The sequence below is a fragment of the Serratia surfactantfaciens genome (genome assembly GCF_001642805.2).
In the GTDB taxonomy this organism is placed as follows: Bacteria; Pseudomonadota; Gammaproteobacteria; order Enterobacterales; family Enterobacteriaceae; genus Serratia; species Serratia surfactantfaciens.
The window spans coordinates 287,415-302,701 of the sequence record NZ_CP016948.1 but is presented as its reverse complement, the minus strand read 5'-3'; the positions used below and the strand labels follow the sequence as shown (position 1 = coordinate 302,701).

Annotated in this window: 16 protein-coding genes; 8 read left to right on the top strand and 8 right to left on the bottom strand. The window is 57.6% G+C overall.

Annotated elements, in window-relative coordinates; genetic code table 11:
* Positions 1 to 9: 9 nt before the first annotated feature.
* The gene (locus ATE40_RS01390) at positions 10 to 414 is read right to left on the bottom strand and encodes an Exc2 family lipoprotein (RefSeq protein WP_019454277.1); all 405 of its coding nucleotides are present in this window, start codon (positions 412 to 414) and stop codon (positions 10 to 12) included.
* A 195-nt stretch (positions 415 to 609) separates the two neighbouring features.
* Between ATE40_RS01390 and ATE40_RS01385 the strand changes: the two genes are divergently transcribed.
* Positions 610 to 858, top strand: coding sequence for a hypothetical protein (locus tag ATE40_RS01385; RefSeq protein ID WP_019454278.1), 249 nt, complete (start codon positions 610 to 612; stop codon positions 856 to 858).
* On the opposite strand, the gene ATE40_RS01380 is transcribed toward ATE40_RS01385, so the two are convergent.
* Positions 855 to 1,622, bottom strand: a complete 768-nt coding sequence (locus ATE40_RS01380) for an NAD(P)H-dependent oxidoreductase (protein WP_063918803.1) — start codon at positions 1,620 to 1,622, stop codon at positions 855 to 857. The genes ATE40_RS01385 and ATE40_RS01380 overlap by 4 nt on opposite strands.
* Positions 1,623 to 1,706: 84 nt before the next feature.
* Here ATE40_RS01380 and ATE40_RS01375 point away from each other — a divergent pair, with 84 nt between their 5' ends.
* Positions 1,707 to 2,087, top strand: coding sequence for a winged helix-turn-helix transcriptional regulator (locus ATE40_RS01375; protein WP_063918802.1), 381 nt, complete (start codon positions 1,707 to 1,709; stop codon positions 2,085 to 2,087).
* Here ATE40_RS01375 and ATE40_RS01370 read toward each other — a convergent pair.
* Complete coding sequence (locus ATE40_RS01370; protein ID WP_019454281.1) at positions 2,084 to 2,665, bottom strand: flavin reductase family protein; 582 nt, start codon at positions 2,663 to 2,665, stop codon at positions 2,084 to 2,086. The two genes, ATE40_RS01375 and ATE40_RS01370, sit on opposite strands and share 4 nt — an antisense overlap.
* 174 nt (positions 2,666 to 2,839) lie before the next feature.
* On the opposite strand from ATE40_RS01370, the gene ATE40_RS01365 reads away from it, so the two are divergent.
* The 5 genes from ATE40_RS01365 (at position 2,840) to ATE40_RS01345 (ending at position 8,475) form a co-directional block, all read left to right on the top strand.
* Positions 2,840 to 4,441, top strand: coding sequence for an ABC transporter substrate-binding protein (locus tag ATE40_RS01365; RefSeq protein WP_019454282.1), 1,602 nt, complete (start codon positions 2,840 to 2,842; stop codon positions 4,439 to 4,441).
* 276 nt (positions 4,442 to 4,717) lie between these two features.
* On the top strand, positions 4,718 to 5,242 hold the full coding sequence (gene cybB, locus ATE40_RS01360) for a cytochrome b561 (RefSeq protein WP_019454283.1): 525 nt from the start codon (positions 4,718 to 4,720) through the stop codon (positions 5,240 to 5,242).
* 53 nt (positions 5,243 to 5,295) lie between these two features.
* Positions 5,296 to 6,582: a hypothetical protein gene (locus tag ATE40_RS01355; RefSeq protein WP_063918801.1), complete on the top strand. Its 1,287-nt coding sequence runs from the start codon at positions 5,296 to 5,298 to the stop codon at positions 6,580 to 6,582.
* On the top strand, positions 6,579 to 7,754 hold the full coding sequence (locus tag ATE40_RS01350) for a hypothetical protein (RefSeq protein ID WP_019454285.1): 1,176 nt from the start codon (positions 6,579 to 6,581) through the stop codon (positions 7,752 to 7,754). Before ATE40_RS01355 ends, ATE40_RS01350 begins: the two co-directional genes overlap by 4 nt.
* Before the next feature lie 16 nt (positions 7,755 to 7,770).
* Positions 7,771 to 8,475, top strand: coding sequence for a hypothetical protein (locus ATE40_RS01345; RefSeq protein WP_063918800.1), 705 nt, complete (start codon positions 7,771 to 7,773; stop codon positions 8,473 to 8,475).
* A gap of 3 nt (positions 8,476 to 8,478) precedes the next feature.
* Here ATE40_RS01345 and ATE40_RS01340 read toward each other — a convergent pair whose 3' ends face one another.
* Entirely contained in the window at positions 8,479 to 9,579 is a 1,101-nt protein-coding gene (locus ATE40_RS01340; protein ID WP_063918799.1) for a hypothetical protein, read from the bottom strand.
* A 493-nt stretch (positions 9,580 to 10,072) separates the two neighbouring features.
* On the opposite strand from ATE40_RS01340, the gene ATE40_RS01335 reads away from it, so the two are divergent.
* Positions 10,073 to 10,606, top strand: a complete 534-nt coding sequence (locus ATE40_RS01335; protein ID WP_019454290.1) for a hypothetical protein — start codon at positions 10,073 to 10,075, stop codon at positions 10,604 to 10,606.
* 51 nt (positions 10,607 to 10,657) lie between these two features.
* On the opposite strand, the gene ATE40_RS01330 is transcribed toward ATE40_RS01335, so the two are convergent.
* The 4 genes from ATE40_RS01330 to ATE40_RS01315 all read right to left on the bottom strand — a co-directional run bounded on the left by ATE40_RS01330 (position 10,658) and on the right by ATE40_RS01315 (position 15,204).
* A complete protein-coding gene (locus ATE40_RS01330) occupies positions 10,658 to 10,876 on the bottom strand; it encodes a TM2 domain-containing protein (protein ID WP_019454291.1) in 219 nt (72 codons plus the stop codon).
* Positions 10,877 to 11,330: 454 nt separating this feature from the next.
* A complete protein-coding gene (locus ATE40_RS23980; protein WP_071891938.1) occupies positions 11,331 to 12,110 on the bottom strand; it encodes an alpha/beta hydrolase in 780 nt (259 codons plus the stop codon).
* 702 nt (positions 12,111 to 12,812) lie between these two features.
* Positions 12,813 to 14,144 (bottom strand): polymerase, encoded by a 1,332-nt coding sequence (locus tag ATE40_RS01320; protein WP_156785396.1) that lies wholly within the window; start codon positions 14,142 to 14,144, stop codon positions 12,813 to 12,815.
* Positions 14,145 to 14,217: 73 nt separating this feature from the next.
* Positions 14,218 to 15,204, bottom strand: a complete 987-nt coding sequence (locus ATE40_RS01315) for a fimbrial protein (RefSeq protein WP_156785395.1) — start codon at positions 15,202 to 15,204, stop codon at positions 14,218 to 14,220.
* Positions 15,205 to 15,287 lie beyond the last annotated feature (83 nt).

The window sequence follows — 15,287 nt, the reverse complement described above, 5'->3', positions numbered from 1 at the left end:
GGATTATGTTCAGCGCCCTTCGTAGCCGTCCCAATAGGCGCCTACCGCCTCCTGCGAGAGCACCTGACGGCGTTTAGGATTGTCGGAGCCGCTGTAGGCGCGGTTGATGAAGATGGTTTTGTGTTCCATGTTCTGCTGGAATTCCGGGCTGGCCAGATAGTCGGCTTTTTTCTGCGCTTCACTGCGCGCCACGCCCGCCGCGCGATCCTTTTTCCCCATTTGGTAGAATTGTTCGAACATCGGCACGGCGTTTTTAATGCTGCCGTTCACGTCGGTGCGGAACCCCGGCTCGAAGTCGTCGCGGGTTTGATAAATGTAGTGCTTGGCATGCAGCTCGGCGCTGCTGAGATGCTGGGTGCAGGCGCTGAGCGCCAACAGCGGCAGCAACAGCGCCGCGCTTTTCAGTCTTTTCATATCGTCTATCCCTGTCAGTGAGGAAGGTTCCTTCAGCGCCACGAGCATAGCGCTGAACGCCCGCGAACGTCAAACGGCAGGAGAGAGTCATCTTATTGTTTTATATTAATATTATATACATTGATTGGTATTCATTGCCTGAAACACTATGCTTTAACAGACAGGGCAAAACACTCACCGACAGCGAGGTGGCCAATGAAACCGATCGACAAAAACGTGGGAGAGTACGACCTCACGGCGGAAAAAAAAGCGGGCATGATCACCGGCACGATCCGCGGTGAACTGCCGGACAGCGACGCCAATCTGCCGCTGCTGCCCTTCTCCGGCACCTTCGCCGGCCCCAGCGTTGCCGAAGCCATCGCCGATATTCAGCAGCAGTTCCCCGACATCGAACCGGCGATTATCGACGATTTGCGCGAGGAGCTGCTGAAGGCCGGGTTTTAATCCGGATCGCGGTGCCGCACGAACGGGCTGTAGACCGGCGCATCGGGTTTCAGCGCCAGATCGGCGTCAAAATCCTCATTGCGGTTGAACGGCACCGCCGGCCAGGCGGGAAACGCGTTCAAACCGTCCCGATACGCCTGCGTCACCTGCACCAAAGCGGCGTTCTGCGCCTGCAGAGCCTCGTCCGTCAACCCGCCGCGCACGCCATAGACCAGGAACGGCTCCAGCACGCTAAAGCCGATATAGTGCAGCGCATGCATGATTGGCCACAGCATCAGCCGCATATCGCCGTCACGCCCGTCCGGCGCACAGGCCTGAGCGGAAGCGCCGGCGGTGACGGTCAGCAGCGCCCGCTTGCCGCGCATCACGCCGTTCTCATGGCGGTGGCGGCTGTCGTAGATCCCGCCGTAAACGAACACCCGATCCATCCAGCCCTTGATGATGGCCGGCGCGCCGAACCACCAGAAAGGAAACTGCAGTACCAGCGTATCCGCCCAGCGCAGCAGCTCGATATGTCGCCGGATCTCCGCCGGCAGCGCCTGGATCGTCCAGTGATGGCGCTGCTCCTGCATCGCATCAAATCTGTCCGCCTGCTTTCTGCTGGGGTAGTGGCCGGCGCCCTCGCGCGGATCAAACCCCTCCTGATACAGATCGACCGTCTTCACCTGGTGCCCCTGCGTCAGCCAGGCCTGCCGCGCCTGTTCAGCCAAATGAGCATTGAAAGAATGCGGCTCGGGGTGAGCCAGCACAATCAGCACGTTCATCCTGTTTCTCCCGTTGTAAGGTGGTGCTGTTATGCTGTGGCTTTCTCACCCCCTTGGCAATTACGCACCTGAAGGTAACCCCCAATGGCTTATCCCGGCGACGTCTATTCGAGCAAGTGTTCCGCGCGCGATGCGCTGGCGCTGATTTCCGGCAAGTGGGTGATGCTGATCCTGCCTGCGCTGGCACAACGCCCGATGCGCAACGGCGAGCTGCTGCGCCGCATCGACGGCATTTCGCAGAAGGTGCTGACACAAACGCTGCGTCAATTGGAACGCAATGGGCTGCTCGAACGGCTGGATTTAAGTGAAAAGAATCAGTCGCATGTGGAATACCGGCTCAGCGCCGTCGCCTGCTCGCTGGTCGAGACGCTGGCGGCGCTGGATAAGTGGGCGGAATACCATTTCCCCGAGCTGGACGCCGCCCGCGAGCGCTATGATGCTGACCGCAGGCGCAAGGCCGATTAAAGCGGTTTGGCCCGCAGCGTCTCGCCGCTGCGCACGAAATTGCCCGCCCCCAGATGATGAATGGTGTGCAGATCCGCATTGGCGGCGGTGAAGTGCCAGCGCCCCTGTTGGAATACCCGTTCGTCCGCCGCCGCGCTCAGCACCTCACCGAAACAGGTGTCGTATTTTTCCTGCGCGCCGCTTTCCGGCAGCAACCGACACTCCAGCCACGCCACGCAGCCCTGTTCGATCAGCGGCACCTGCAGCGTGGCGCTCGGCGCTGCGGCGATGTGGAAGCGGGAGAACTTGTCGTCGTCCAGCCCGGACACGCTGCCGACCGCGTAGGTGGCGTCGATGAACATCGCCGCCGGCACGCAAATACCGAATGCGCCGCTCTCTTCGATCATCTGCCGACTGTGTGCGCCTTTATCGACCACGATGGCGATGCGCGGTGGGCTGAACTCCACCGGCATCGACCAGGCGGCGGCCATCACGTTGCGTTTGGCGCCGTCGCGGCTGCGACTGGTGATCAAGACCGTCGGCCCGTGGTTCAGCAGGCGGCTGGCGTGTTCGAGGGCGACAGGGCGAAAGTGGCTCATCGGGAAATCCTTGCGAGTGAGTGATTGTCCCGCAGTGTAGATCTACGCCGTAAAGGCAAGCAATGCGGGGCGCACAGAATGCGCAGATGAGAGGCTTGTTCCCCGTCTCGCCATCCGTTATCTATAGTTAAATCAATTCGCCGGTAACGGCCCATTCCACCTGAGGATCTTGCCTTGACGTTTTTAAAACACCCTATCGCCGGATTGGCGCTGGCCGGCTGCGGCCTGTTGTCGGCGGGCGGCGCGCTGGCCGCTTCCGATGCGCTGGTGTACTGCACCGTCGCCTCGCCGGAATCGTTCAACCCACAGCTTTCCAGCTCCGGGCCGACCTTTATCGCCACCTCACAGGTGCTGTACAACCGGCTGGTAACGCTGCGTGAAAGCGATAAAACGCCCGCTCCTTCGCTGGCCACCGAGTGGAGTGTCAGCCCAGACGGCAAGACCTACACCTTCACCCTGCGCCAGGGGGTGAAATTCAACAGCAACAAATACTTCACCCCAACGCGCGACTTCAATGCCGAAGACGTGGTGTTCACCGTAATGCGGCAGAAGGATCCCGCTAACCCCTACCACAAGGTTTCCGGCGGCAACTATGAATACTTCACCGACATGGGGCTGGATAAACTGATCACCAAGGTGGAAGCGGTGGACGAGCATCACGTGCGCTTCACGCTGAGCCAGCCCAACGCCGCCTTCGTCGCCGATTGGGCGATGGATTTCGCCTCGATCCTGTCCGCCGAGTACGCCGACGCGATGTTGAAAAAGGGCACGCCGGAATACGTCGACAACTGGCCGATCGGCACCGGGCCGTTCGCGCTGCAGCAGTACAAGCAGGATTCGCTGATCCGCTACATCGCCAACCCGCACTACTGGCAGGGCGAAGTGGCCAGCAAGCACCTGATCTTCTCCATTACGCCGGATCCGCAAACCCGGCTGGCCAAGCTGAAAACCAACGAATGCCAGATCATCCCGGCACCGCTGCCGGAACAATTCGCCGCCATCAAGGCCGACAGTAACCTGCAGCTGCACGATATTACCGGGCTGAACGTCGGCTATCTGGCGTTCAACACCCAGAAAAAACCGTTCGACAACCTGCTGGTGCGCCAGGCGCTGAGCTACGCGGTAGACAAGAAAGCGATCGTCGCCGCCGTGTTCAAAGACAGCGGCACCCCGGCCAATTCGCTGCTGCCGCCGGGCATGCTGGGCTACAACGATAAACTGCCGGAGTACGCCTACGATCCGCAGAAGGCGCGCGAACTGCTGAAGCAGGCCGGGCTGGAGCAGGGCTTTGAGACCGACATCTGGTCGATGCCGGTACAGCGCCCCTACAACCCGAACTCGAAGCGCATCGCCGAGATGATTCAGAGCGACTGGGCGAAGGTGGGCGTGAAGGCCAAGATCGTCACCTGGGAGTGGGGCCAGTATCTGGCCGGGCTGCGCAAAGGTGAACAGCAGAGCGCGCTTTACGGTTGGGTGTCGGACAACGGCGATCCGGATAACTTCGCCACCCTGCTCGGCTGCGCCGGCGTGCAGAGCGGCGCCAACGTGGCGCGCTGGTGCGATAAGGATTACGACAAACTGATCCAGCAGGCGATCCAGGAAAACCAGCCGCAGGCGCGCGCCAAGCTGTATCAACAGGCGCAGGTGATCTTCGCCAAACAGGCGCCGTGGCTGCCGTTGGCCACCGGCAAGGTGTTCTACGCCACCCGCAGCAACCTGAGCGGCTATGTGGTGGACGTGAACGGCAGCGATTTCGCCAAGGCCAAATTAAACTGACCCCAGGGCGCCGCAGCGGGGCTGCGGCGCCCCCCGTCTCATCGCTTAATAAGCTGCCAGCCTCTGAACCTACCGCGCATTAACTTCACAACTTACGATGCTAACTGTCTCCCCTGTCGCCAGGCACTTAACCCATTAAATTCATAGCTTAATAAGCCTATCCCCCTGGCATTTTGCTTAAACTGCATGCAGGCGCTTTCCTCGCCTGTAACATTTCGTTACCATCGGCGTACAGACCCTTTAACATCAGAAGGTAACCCGGTGCCAAACACCTACATGCCGTGGCAAATCCGCCTGCACTGGCTGGTGGCGATCCTGCTGGTCATCACCTGCGCCGCCATCGAGCTGCGGGGCTTTGCCGAGCCGGGCAGCGCGCCGTGGTACGTGCTGGTCGTCACCCACTTCAGCTGCGGCGTGACGGTGTTTGCGCTGATGATCGCCCGCCTGTTCCTGCGCTGGCGTCACGCCACTCCCGCTATCACGCCCAAGCCGCCGAAGTGGCAAACCGGCCTGGCGCATCTGACGCATACCCTGATTTACCTGCTGCTGTTGACGCTACCGGTGCTGGGAGTGTATTCGCGCTATCTGGGTGGCAAGGAGTGGTACCTGTTCGGCCTGCCGATGCCGTTCGCCGAGGTGGCCGATCGGCCGCAGGCGCGGATGATTATCGGCTGGCACAAAACGCTGGCGTCATTCGGCTACTGGCTGATCGGCCTGCATGCCGCCGCCGCGCTGTTCCACCACTACATCGTCAAGGACAATGCGCTGGTGCGCATGCTGCCGTTGATGAAAAAGCGCTGAATACCCGGCGCCAGGGATGAATTTTCGGGCCACGCCCGCTGACAGGGAATGACATGCAAACCCAATTTTTTCATGTGACCGTCGAGCAATGCGCCTGCCAACAGACGGCGCCCGACAACCTGGTGAGGCTCATCGCTTCCGGCCAAACGTTCTTTTTTTACCGCGACGACTTCAGCGACAGCGAAAACCTGCTGGCCACGCTCGCCGCCGGCGATCGGGTGAAGATCGGCGCTCACCGCCTGCGGGACGGCAGCTACTGGCTGCACTGGCTGCTGCACGGCACGAAAGGCCGGCTGGAGCCCGACAGAACGCTGAAATACAAGCTGAAATACTTTGCCCTGCTGCTGCTGGGCATCGTGCTGGCCGGCGGTTTCCCGGCGGGCTTTTTCATCATGGACCGGGAAGACTCCTGGCTGACCATCGTCCTGTTCTTTATCGCCATCATCGCCGGTCTTATCGGTGTCGGCATGGTGTTGTTCGTCGGTTCAGAGCTGCTGCTGATCGGGCACCGCGGCCGCAGGCGCCTGCTCAGGGCGCTGGATCGCGTGCTGCAGGGGCAAGACGTCACGCCGCCCGGCTCACTCAGCCTGAAAATCCCCGGCATCAAATACCGGGCCGCCCGCGCAGACACCGTGCCGACGACCGCACCGCTGCAGACCGCGCCTCCCCTTCCGAACGGCGTCGAGGCCTCCGGCATCGAGACGGTCAACGCCCTGAGCTACGAACTCTGCCAATATGAGCTCCCGCGGCAGGTACAGTATTTGGACACTTATGCGTGGCGTCAGAAGGATACGCACTTCGCGTTGACGACCCGCGCGCTCAACGTCCCCAATACCAAACTGCATCCGGTATTTCGTCGGCAACATCCGCTTTTCATCGCCAAAGGCGACCCGCTGCAGGTGTTGTACTGCGAGAATGACGTCATTCCCGAGTTGCCCAAGGTGCGTGGAATCATCAATCACCGCGACCGCCAGACCTATCTCATCGGCAGCAATCGCTACTTCACCGAAGCCGGCCTTAACCTGTGCGCACGCGCCGTCTTCATTCTCGGCGCGATCATGATGTGCATTATGCTCGCCCTGATAGTGTGGGATAACGCCGATACCCCTGCCGGCTTTCACCTGGATGCCTGGACCCTGAAGCGCCTCGGCAGCGAATTGCCGCCGATTCTGCTGCTGATGATGCTGATGGTCAGCGGCCTGGCGCTGCTGATCGAGGGCTTCGCCCAGATCTGCCGCCTCTACGCTTTTGACCAGCACCGCACGTTTAAGACGTTCAAATACCTGCGCACTCTGCGCCGCAGGCTATGGCGGCAGGAACAGGTGACGGAGCTGAAATGATGACGTTAGCGCTTTATAAAAGACCTCTTCTCATCCTGACGCTGTTTTTGGCCAGCGCGCTGGGCTTTTATTTCCTCGCTCCTGAGCAACGCTACGCACAGTGGCAATGGACCCAGGGCGACGAGGCGTTGCCGACGATAGCCCGCTACGATCTCATCCACAGCTACCCGGCACAGGACGGCGCTCTGCTGCTCACCAGCAAAAGAAGTGAGACCAGCGCCTACAACAGCTTTTACGGCTGGGCGGCCAACTACCTCAGCCAGGTGCTGTTCGTCGGCCCAAAGGGATTGCAAATGCTGGGGGAGCTCGACGAGTCGATCCACGATGCGGTTTGCAGCGCGCAAGAGTGCGTGCTTTTTCTGTCCAAGGGGCGCCGGCTGGTCGATGTGCAGCGGGGCACCATCGGGCCGCTGCTCCCCTGGGCGGAAGGCGATGACAATCTCCCGTCCTTGATCGGCGGCAAACTGGTGGCGCTGCCGGGAAAACGCGCGCTGTATTTCATCAGTACCGAGGGCATTTTCTACAGCCCGGACTTCGGCGCCCATTGGCGACAGACGCTGAATCTGCCGGCACTGCTGGACGAGCGGCAGCTGCTGGGCTTTGAGCGCGGCGAGGAAGAGTCATCGACGCGTTTCGGCAAAGCTGCTCGCAAATCCATGCCCGAGATCTTTACCGCCGTTGATGGAGATCGCGTGCTGTTCTGGATGAACCCGGTGCTCGGATCCGGCGCGTTGCACATCGCCGTTAACGGCAAAACCGGCGAGATGACTGAATGGCATTGGCTACTGGTGCGCGTGAACGAAAGCGCGCAGGCCCCGGATGGCGGCATCTACCTGATCGCGCAGACGCTGGACAGAGGGCTGTATCAGCTCCTGCGCTATCAGCCCGATGGGCAGCTGACGGCGCTGCTGGAAAATGGCGATAAATCGCTGTATCAGCTGTGGGCGGGCAACGACAAGCTGGTTGCCCAAACGGATAACGGCGATGCGCGTCTCTCGCTGATTTTCGATCTGCGCTCATCCGACGTGCGCTACCGGCAACCGTTGGAGTATCGCTACAACGGGCGCGACGACGCACGCCAGACCGTGGTCGAACCGGAAAGCCACTACGACGACGCCCGGGATACCCCGGCGCTGCCTTACTTCGTTCGCTACCGCGCCACCACGCCGTGAACATGAGGAACTTGCCATGCTGTTAGGTTATGGCGCCGGCGTCGCGGGGCTGCTGGCGCTGTTGTTGGCCTTGCTGCTCGCCGGCATCCTGATCGCCTGGTGGGGCTGGCGCTACGTCGCCGCCCGCTGCGGCCGCCCGCGTCCGCCGCTCTCCTGGGGCGGCTATCTGCTCGCCTCGGCGCTGGCGGTGTACCCGGTGGCATGCATGCTGGCGCTGATCGGCACCCTCATCCAGGATATCAAAAGCCAACGAGCTGAAGATCGTTGGAACCAACGCAGCTACCTGACGCTCGACGAGGCCAGGCCGTTTGGTGAGATCGCGCTGCCAAAAGGAAGCTGGGTAAACCGGCAGGATCCGCGCCTGCCCGGCAGCGAAAACAGCCCCGTTACGATGAACGGTGTCACCGCAGTGCGCTTCCCTCAGCCGCAAAACGTGGCCGGCGTGCCGATCGTCGCCTTCGAGGTTTTACCGCCGGTGATGGAGCTGGCGAGCGCGCATACCTTTACCCGCCCGAGCGGCCAAACGGTGCGCTGCGAAGCCGGTTGGCTGGTCACCTTCTTTTTGCCGCCGGATCAGCCGGCCGTGCAGTGGGAGGAGTGGCAAGCCGGGCTGCCAGCGGCGGCGTTTCGGCCCAGCGGTTGGACGTTCAGGGAATGCTTCTCCGGCAGCCCGATCGCCGTGCTGACCCTGCAGAACGGCGAAGTCAGGGTGCTGCCTTAAGCATCATGTCGTGGCGTTGGGCAAGCGCACGGTCATGCGGTTATTGGCCGTGGGCAGCTGCAGTGGCGCGTCCTGCCAGCTTACCGCGACAACCAGAACCGGCGGAGCCGCCACGCGCGGCTCGCGCCCGTCCGGCCCCACGCTGTAGGCATCCCATTCAATCACGAACACCCCGCCATCCTGCGGCTCTACCCGCTCGACGAAAAAGGTGGTGTCCGCCCCGCGCCCGCCCGCCGGTTTATGCGCGTAAGAGAGTAGGCTGAACCACTCGCCGGCAAAATACAGATGGTACAGACCGTCAACGATCTGCTCGCCGCGGAACTGGCAGCCGCCGACGCTCAAGCCGTCGCCCGTCGGGGATTCCGTCACGCGTTCGAGATCGCGTACCAAGAGATCGGTCGGCCGGTTATCCAACAACAGCTCATAAGGCGGCGCGTGCAGCAGCGCGGCGGGATCGTCCGCCTGGCGCAGATCCGCCGGTAACCGCGAACGCGCCGCCAGCGTGCGGCCGCTGGGCAAGGCGATCTCCAGACGATCCGCCGGATCCTCCACCCACTGCGGCACCCACAGGCCACGCACCGGATGCAACGGCGTAGCCTCCACCTGCCGACACCTCGCCCGCAGCCGCACCAGCGCCTCAGCGGCACCGGCGGCCAAGGCTTTCTGTTCGCGATCGGTCAGCGCAGGCAGCGCGTACATCGCCCGGGCGGCGGGTTCGTATACCGTCAGCCCCTCACCCTCGCGGCTGCGGGTCGGGATCAGGCGCAGCTTGCCATCATCCACGTCCTGCGGCGCCGCACAGGCGCCCTGCACAATCGCTCCGTCGCGCAGCAGCAGCGTCCAAAAGTTGGGGCCGCCCATGCCCAGCTCCCCTACGCCGCCGATCTGCCGGTCGCTGTCACCGGCGTGCGCCATCTCAATCGGTTGCGAACGCCAGTCGGTCTTGCGCCACTCAGCGGCCTGCCCCTCGGGTTGTTGCGCGCCTTTAGCGGCGTATTTCGTCCACTGCAGCAGGGCAAACAGCGCGATGCACAGCGCGCCGAGAATCGGGTAATCCTGCCAAATCAGCAACCAACCGACGATCAAAAGGGCCCAGGCGGCCATGGCGATATCCTTGTTTCAACAGAGAGCGGCCGCCTGATTCTAGCGCAGGAAACGTCAGGGGTTGAAGCCTATGCCATGAATAATTAGCCGTTAAATAGAAAGATAATAATTTCAGAGTTATTTCTGTGACTATAAAGATCACATAAATAACGCTTCACAGAGTGCCTTTAACGTAAAAAGATAACTGCCTGTATATCAATATAATATTTACCCCTTGTTAAAAACCGGAAAAGGAAAGCGGAAAAAAACTGCAATAATTTGTGCATATTCCAAACATTGACTATGTTTAGACATACTATTTATATGCAGTTGGACACAGGCAAAGACACTGACAGCAATTAAAAAAGTCCGCTTTTTAACGGGCGAGGAAATATTTTATCGACAATATTCCGAGGAGGCTTTATCTCCATGGAACGGGGTAACTTTGCGTTTTATCAAGCCAATAGGCTACACACCGCAATTAATATCATTATTAGCATTCCGGAGAGCGACAATGAAAATCGTTACAGGCATTATCCTTACCTCTGTGGCCGCCTTCAGCGGCGTGGCTTACGCGGCCGATGCGCAGCCTACCACCGGCAGCGCGGCGGTGATGCTGGAACACGTGCACGCCGTGATGGAAAATGGCAGCCCGGCGCCGCAGCATGACGCCGCCTGCAAAAAAGAACTTTCCATGCCGGAATCGAAATATATGGGCATGAAGGTCAAAACCGATTACACCATCAACAGCAGCACCATGATGATGTCGGCCAAGTCGATGTTCCCATCGCCGGATTCCATGAAACCGATGGAGCTGACGGTCGATCTCTCCGCGCTGGGCCTGGCGGATGTGTATGCCTTCGGCGCCTTTAAACCGGCGGCGCTGCCACAGGCGTATATTTATTTCACCATCGACAAGAATTTTAAAGATCCGGTCAGCACCTTTATGATCATTAACCAAGGCAAGCAATATAACTGCGTGATTTCCAGCTCGAATAAAATGATGAGCAAAGAAATGCGCGGCAAGATGATGATGAAGAAACAGTAACGGAATGAAAAACGGCGCTTCCCTTAACAGGAAGCGCCGCCAGAAAAAGCATTAAATCAGACCAGAATTGTATTTCTGGTTGAATTTCTCTTCCGACTGGAACAGATAAATAATACCTTCGATAAAGCCGACAATCGCCGGGATCCCCGTCCAGCAGAACAGCAGGTAGAACAGCCCCCACCACTTCATCCCTAAGTAAAACTTGTGAATGCCCAGCCCACCCAGGAAGATGGCCAGCAGGGCCGCCGCGAGCTTGTCTTTTCTGCTCATAGTGCACTTCTCCTAACTTCTCACCGAACCACCGGCATGTCCAAAAACGGATGCCGCTCCACAGAGCGCCGCATCGCAATGCTTGAGGAAGAAACATTCACCCATCAAGGCTCAACAGGGGTAATTATAACAGTGATTAATTAAACGGTTGTTTAACCGGGGAAAGGCAGGAAAAAGACGTACGGCAAGAGGAGGAATATTCCTGCGGCGAAGGCTCAACACTTTAATATCTTGTTGTTTTTAAAGTGGATAATGTGCATGTATTCATGACTATCATGCCAGCCGTTGACGCCGCGCTAAGCGTGTTGCCCCTAGGGGGCCATATCCTTGTCGACTATTTTATTTTCCCTGGTGACTTCCCACTGACAATCTAGGTGACTCGCATTGATAGGATTCGCAGCGTCAGCCCGGACTAACAGCAATAAAATCGATCTTGAATAACGCTATGTCTATTCTAAAGCCCGTCATATTGTGGACGATGCCCAGCGATCAGGTTTGCCACCTGTGCATAATCCTTAATAACGCCGGGGTGGCGCCGTCCGGTGCAAAAAACAAAGCTACAGCGCTGTTCATTACCGATCAACTTCTCCGCCAAATTTCTGGCTCGCAGCTTAGGCGTGGCGTTCATTCTAAGGATCTGCATTTTCTCTGTTTCATTACTTTGGGGATGAAGCTTTTCTTCATACTCTCCCACCATCAGCGTGACCTGATTGACATGTTCATCAATGGCTAACTTGCCGTCAGGAATCAACGCCCCATTGCCCCACCAAATGGATGGACTGGCCGCTAAATAATTTTGAAATGCATCAGGATGATTAAACAGGGTATACAACACAAAATGACCACCGTGCGAATGGCCTGCCAGCGTTTGCCGATCTACGTTGACAGGATAATGCGCTTCGACCCATGGTTTAACGCATGCGGCAATAAACTGATAAAACGCTGCCGCTCCGCCCCCTTCCGCAAACTCTTTCTCTCCTGAGGGAACCGTATAATCGCGGGTTCTTGCCTTCAAGACATCCACCCCGTCTTGATAGCCAATGCCGACATAAAGAATATCCCCATCGCGTTTTCTGTTGTTACGTTCCGTCACGACCGAAAACTGGGAGTTAGCATCCAAAAGATACAGCGGGTTCAAATTACCGCCAATCCCCCTGCGATGAGAGATAAAGACTCTGTATCTTTGACCATTAAAGACAAAACACTTCGTTCTTGAAATTAAATCTTCACACATAACAACCTCACTTGTTTAAATGAATTAATCGCGTTAATGCCTTTCTTCTCAGATAAGAAAAAGACGGTGAGGTCCCAACGTAGCAACGCATATTCCCGTTTACGACGTTTGTGTGTTGTGCGATTTATGGCACGCAAGCCCAGGTATTGCATCATGCGCCGGATTAATAGGCTTTAGCGTTGCTGACAGAGTCGGTGACGGAGCGTACGAAAGGGAAAGTTAAAAAGTGAGGTGGTGCCGATAATAGGAGTCAAAAAAACAAAACTATCGCATTGATTCATAATGATTTAAAAAAAAACAAAAAACCAACTTACACTCAAAGATACACACTAACATCGTCTTAAGGCCAATAGCCTAACTCCCGGCTGTCTTACGAGTTGATGGGTAGCATAAAAAAGATTTACAGAGAAACTGTGCACCCTATTCACAACTTATAACTTTTCCTTTTGTTTCAATTTAATATGAACTTAGCTATGAACATTTACCTGTGCACTGCTATTCATCTGTAACTAAATGGTTTAGCTCTACGGACAGAAACCGGTGCCAATGTGGGGAACCGCCGTCGTTCTGTTACAGCTCACTTAGGCTACAGATGTGATAATTACGTGAAGCTTTATAGCTAAATCACCGCCACATTACCGCTAAAGCTATTACGTAAAAGTTCTTTTTACCCTGCTCACTTACCCCGACAACCTCGGCATTTCACATATATTCTGCCGCCATGACAGACAGTATCGCCAAAGAAAGCGCCAACATCGGCCAACGCCAATGCCGTAGCAACGCGCCACGCGCCAGACGAGGGCTGACCAGGCGATCGAGCATAGCCAGCAACATCAAAAACACCAATCCATGCAGCGCCGAAAGGTGAAACGGGCTTTTAGTTAGGATATTCAGCGCCATCGGCAGTAGCGCCAGGCACAGAGCCAGCGCCTCCCCCGCCGTTTCCTTACTGCTTGCGAAGGCCCATCGGTCGCGCCAGCGAGCACGGGTAACCAGCTTCAAACCTTCCCATGCCAGCATTCCCATGCCCAGCCACGCCGCCACACCGCCTTCTGCTCTCCACAGGACCGGCTCGCCTGGGGGATGACGAACAATCTCGGCCGCTCTCCTTGGTTGAGTTTGATCTTCACGAACAGACTGGAAGCCGTATTCAAACCCGCCATAGCCCCAGCTGAACAGCGGCTTTTTGGCAATCATCGTCAGCTGGCTGCAGCGATCGTCGTCGACGCCCTCATAACTGGTATAATGCAGCATACCTCCGGATTCATTGCTTATAAGCAATATCACTACCGCCACCAGCGCGGAGCAGCTCACCCATGAGGAAACCGTGACAACATCCCGCGGATAACGCCGCCACAGGAGCAGGACAACGCCCCCCAACACGGCCCCTCCCGCCAACCAACCGATGCCGGACTGCACCCATACCAGCGCCATTGAGAGCAACGCCAACATCGCGGCCAGAGCCCGGCGACGCCAACCTTCGGCACGGGCCTGCGGCAGGCGAAATCCTGGCAGCAAAAACGCCATTAGCGCAAGCGCTAGACCGGTGGCGAACAAGCTGGCCAGCAAATCGGGCTGTTGAAGAATACCGAAGGCGCCTTGCACGTTCGATAAAGCAAACAGTTGCGACAAGACAACCATCGCCTGCGCCGTTACCGCAAAAAGGATCAAATACAGCACGGCATAACGTTGCCACGCGGTCATGCTCACCTGCAGCCAGGTGAAATAGAACATCATCCCTGCCACTATGCCAGCCAACCGCCAGATGGCGGCGTTTCGCCACTCAGCCTGAGCAAAAAACATCGGCAGCACCAACAGCAGACCTGCGAGCAACATTGTACGGCAGAGGGGGGTTATCACCATGCAACGCAGCGATACAGCCCCCCAGCATACCGCCATCAACAGAGCGGCACCGCTACAGACCAGCAAATTGAGCGGCAGTGCCAGCCCCAATCCGCTAGCCTGGGGAATATAAATTACCGCCGGAATAAACAGCAGAAATATAAATATAAAAAATATACGCTCAAACAGCATAGTTGTACCGCCAAAAAATAGAGCGAGTTGATGCCTCATGGCGCCATATCGCGCCATGAGAGTGTTGATATAGCTAGCGATAGTTGACGTTCAGTATGATGCTTTTACTCGCTGCCCCCATCTGCAGCGTATTTTTTACGTTGAGCTCGGTTTTATAAGTGGCCTGAAATTGATTGCCGCTTTGCACATTGTCCCAAAAACTCACGGGGGTCTCGAAGGCAACCTTCACGCCTTTTTCCCGGATGCTGAAATAGGTGCCGTTGCCCATATCTAATGCGGTATTGTTCTCCACCACACCGCCGCCCGGAGCAGAAAATATTAAGGCGACGCCCAGCTTGCTGCCTGCGTGACAGGCAGGGCTCTTGGTTGCGGTGACGGTAAGATCGCGGGTGCCAATCACTCCTGGAGCAGCAATGGAGGTAATAACGCCAAAATCAATTTCCCGCGGCGCATCGATCGTCACGGAGCAGGTTGAGACTTTGATCGCTCCCAATCCCTGCAAAATATATCGATAGTTTTTACCCGGCGTAGAGTTAATCCCGCGCCAACCGTCCAGCTGAAACACCGCCACCGAGTCGTTCCCACCCTCCTTGATTTCGCCCGTTTTCTCCAGGTAGACCTGATATTTCACCAGGCCCTTTTCCGGTTTGTTATTCAGTCGCCACATATCGGTTTGCACCTTGCTGCCGGCCTTGACGATGCCAAGATCCGCATCGTTATAAATCAGCCCCATGCCAATGCCGGGGCGCACCACATCGCCCACCGGATTGCCATAAAAATAGACCCACTCCTCCTTCGTGCTGCCGGTCGCCCAGCACACCACGCTGCGGGTCATGGTTCGCGAGGTCCATAGCCGGCTGCCCACCGGCAGATCGGCGGCTACGGTTAGTGCACCGATGTTTTCCGTTTCCTCCGTGATGCCGTTTTCACTGTCCAGATGGCATTCGAGCGCCAACGCTCCCTGCGCACAGGCCCATAACACGCCGCAAAGGCTCAATGCCAATGGGCTAATCCGCTTTCTCCCTGTTTTCATCACGCTATCTCCAGTGGTTTTATTCACATCGGCATCTACAATGCCGAACGTCCAAAAACCTGCGGCCTAATATGACCAGCCGCGACTAACGCGCGTAACGAAAATGCGAT